The sequence below is a fragment of the Neiella holothuriorum genome, from assembly GCF_019457915.1.
Lineage (GTDB): Bacteria > Pseudomonadota > Gammaproteobacteria > Enterobacterales > Neiellaceae > Neiella > Neiella holothuriorum.
Window position 1 is genome coordinate 1 of the sequence record NZ_JAHZSS010000038.1, and the last position, 3,386, is coordinate 3,386.

The following is a 3,386-nucleotide window of genomic DNA, read 5'->3' on the forward strand; positions in this document are numbered from 1 at the left end:
TGCTCTTTAACAACTTGGAAACCCAAAAAATTGAAGTTCGAAAACAAGTAATTGTTTTGGATATTGTCACTCTACTTGACTCAAAAACCATGTAGAGGTCAGGCGAAAAATTTATCGAAAACCAATCGGTTGCGGATAGTCCTGGTGTGATTACAAAAGCACACATAGGGCGCATCATATGAGACCCCTCGGGGTTGTATGGTTAAGTGACTAAGCGTATACGGTGGATGCCTAGGCAGTTAGAGGCGATGAAGGACGTGTTAATCTGCGATAAGCGTTGGCGAGGTGATAAAACCCGTTGAGCCAACGATTTCCGAATGGGGAAACCCACTGGCATAAGCCAGTATCTTGCACTGAATACATAGGTGTAAGAGGCGAACCCGGGGAACTGAAACATCTAAGTACCCGGAGGAAAAGAAATCAACCGAGATTCCGTCAGTAGCGGCGAGCGAACGCGGAGCAGCCCTTAAGCTGTTCTAAGGTTAGTGGAATGTGTTGGGAAGCACAGCGATACAGGGTGATAGCCCCGTACACGAAAACCTTTTTTCAGTGAAATCGAGTAGGTCGGGACACGTGACATCTTGACTGAACATGGGGGGACCATCCTCCAAGGCTAAATACTCCTAACTGACCGATAGTGAACCAGTACCGTGAGGGAAAGGCGAAAAGAACCCCTGTGAGGGGAGTGAAATAGAACCTGAAACCGTATACGTACAAGCAGTGGGAGCCCTTTATGGGTGACTGCGTACCTTTTGTATAATGGGTCAACGACTTACATTTTGTAGCAAGCTTAACCGAATAGGGGAGGCGTAGCGAAAGCGAGTGTTAACTGCGCGTTTAGTTGCAAGGTGTAGACCCGAAACCCGGTGATCTAGCCATGAGCAGGTTGAAGGTTGAGTAACATCAACTGGAGGACCGAACCCACTTATGTTGAAAAATGAGGGGATGACTTGTGGCTAGGGGTGAAAGGCCAATCAAACCGGGAGATAGCTGGTTCTCCTCGAAAGCTATTTAGGTAGCGCCTCGAGCGAATACCAACGGGGGTAGAGCACTGTTAAGGCTAGGGGGTCATCCCGACTTACCAACCCTTTGCAAACTCCGAATACCGTTGAGTACTACTCGGGAGACACACGGCGGGTGCTAACGTCCGTCGTGGAAAGGGAAACAACCCAGACCGTCAGCTAAGGTCCCAAAGTCATAGCTAAGTGGGAAACGATGTGGGAAGGCTTAGACAGCTAGGAGGTTGGCTTAGAAGCAGCCATCCTTTAAAGAAAGCGTAATAGCTCACTAGTCGAGTCGGCCTGCGCGGAAGATGTAACGGGGCTAAGCTATGCACCGAAGCTACGGACTTATCTTTGATAAGTGGTAGAGGAGCGTTCTGTAAGCGGATGAAGGTGAATCGTAAGGTTTGCTGGACGTATCAGAAGTGCGAATGTTGACATGAGTAACGATAAAGGGGGTGAAAAGCCCCCTCGCCGAAAGACCAAGGTTTCCTGTCCCATGTTAATCAGGGCAGGGTGAGTCGGCCCCTAAGGCGAGGCTGAGAAGCGTAGTCGATGGGAAACAGGTTAATATTCCTGTACTTCTTGTAATTGCGATGGGAGGACGGAGAAGGCTAAACAAGCACAGCGTTGGTTGTCTGTGTGAAAGTATGTAGGCCGAGTGCTTAGGTAAATCCGGGCGCTTAAAGCTGAGATACGAGACGAGCCACTACGGTGGTGAAGTTGTTGATGCCCTGCTTCCAGGAAAAGTCTCTAAGCTTCAGATTACAAGAAACCGTACCCCAAACCGACACAGGTGGTTGGGTAGAGAATACCAAGGCGCTTGAGAGAACTCGGGTGAAGGAACTAGGCAAAATAGTACCGTAACTTCGGGAGAAGGTACGCTGATGACGGTGATGGGACTTGCTCCCTAAGCTATCGTCAGTCGCAGTGACCAGATGGCTGGGACTGTTTATTAAAAACACAGCACTGTGCTAAATCGAAAGATGACGTATACGGTGTGACACCTGCCCGGTGCCGGAAGGTTAATTGATGGGGTTAGCGTAAGCGAAGCTCTTGATCGAAGCCCCGGTAAACGGCGGCCGTAACTATAACGGTCCTAAGGTAGCGAAATTCCTTGTCGGGTAAGTTCCGACCTGCACGAATGGTGTAACCATGGCCATGCTGTCTCCACCCGAGACTCAGTGAAATTGAAATCGCTGTGAAGATGCAGTGTACCCGCGGCTAGACGGAAAGACCCCGTGAACCTTTACTATAGCTTGGCAGTGAACATTGAACCTACATGTGTAGGATAGGTGGGAGGCTTTGAAACAGCGTCGCTAGATGTTGTGGAGCCAACCTTGAAATACCACCCTTGTACGTTTGATGTTCTAACCATGGTCCCTTATCGGGATCTGGGACACTGTCTGGTGGGTAGTTTGACTGGGGCGGTCTCCTCCCAAAGCGTAACGGAGGAGCACGAAGGTTGGCTAAGTACGGTCGGACATCGTACGGTTAGTGCAATGGCATAAGCCAGCTTAACTGCGAGATAGACACATCGAGCAGGTACGAAAGTAGGTCATAGTGATCCGGCGACTCTGTATGGAAGGGTCGTCGCTCAACGGATAAAAGGTACTCCGGGGATAACAGGCTGATACCGCCCAAGAGTTCATATCGACGGCGGTGTTTGGCACCTCGATGTCGGCTCATCACATCCTGGGGCTGAAGTCGGTCCCAAGGGTATGGCTGTTCGCCATTTAAAGTGGTACGCGAGCTGGGTTTAGAACGTCGTGAGACAGTTCGGTCCCTATCTGCCGTGGGCGTTTGAGAATTGAGAGGGGCTGCTCCTAGTACGAGAGGACCGGAGTGGACGAACCTCTGGTGTTCGGGTTGTCACGCCAGTGGCATTGCCCGGTAGCTAAGTTCGGAATCGATAACCGCTGAAAGCATCTAAGCGGGAAGCGAGCCTCGAGATGAGTTCTCACTTACTCTTTAAGAGTTCTGTAGGGTCGTCGAAGACTACGACGTTGATAGGCAGGGTGTGGAAGCGCTGTGAGGCGTTGAGCTAACCTGTACTAATTGCCCGTGCGGCTTAACCATACAACGCCCGAGAGGTTTTGTATAAATTTAGCTCTGATTTCTATAAGTATTTGAGTGAAGTAAGTCCTGAAATTGTTTTAGACAATTTTGAGGATAGACCCCATCCGTGGGGATAAGAGTGGCACTAAAACTCTTGTTTTAGCTTCAAGCCGAAAGGCAGTTTGGGTTTCTAAGTTACCTTTTTAGCTTGGCGGCCATAGCGTTGTGGACCCACCTGATCCCATTCCGAACTCAGACGTGAAACGCAACTGCGCCGATGGTAGTGTGGGGATTCCCCATGTGAGAGTAGGTCACCGCCAGGCACCT

Annotated in this window: 2 rRNA genes; both read left to right on the plus strand. The window is 50.1% G+C overall.

Annotation, left to right across the window (positions count from 1 at the left end):
* Positions 1-200: 200 nt before the first annotated feature.
* Positions 201-3,080, plus strand: a 23S ribosomal RNA gene (locus tag K0504_RS18210).
* 186 nt (positions 3,081-3,266) lie between these two features.
* Positions 3,267-3,382, plus strand: a 5S ribosomal RNA gene (rrf, locus tag K0504_RS18215).
* Positions 3,383-3,386 lie beyond the last annotated feature (4 nt).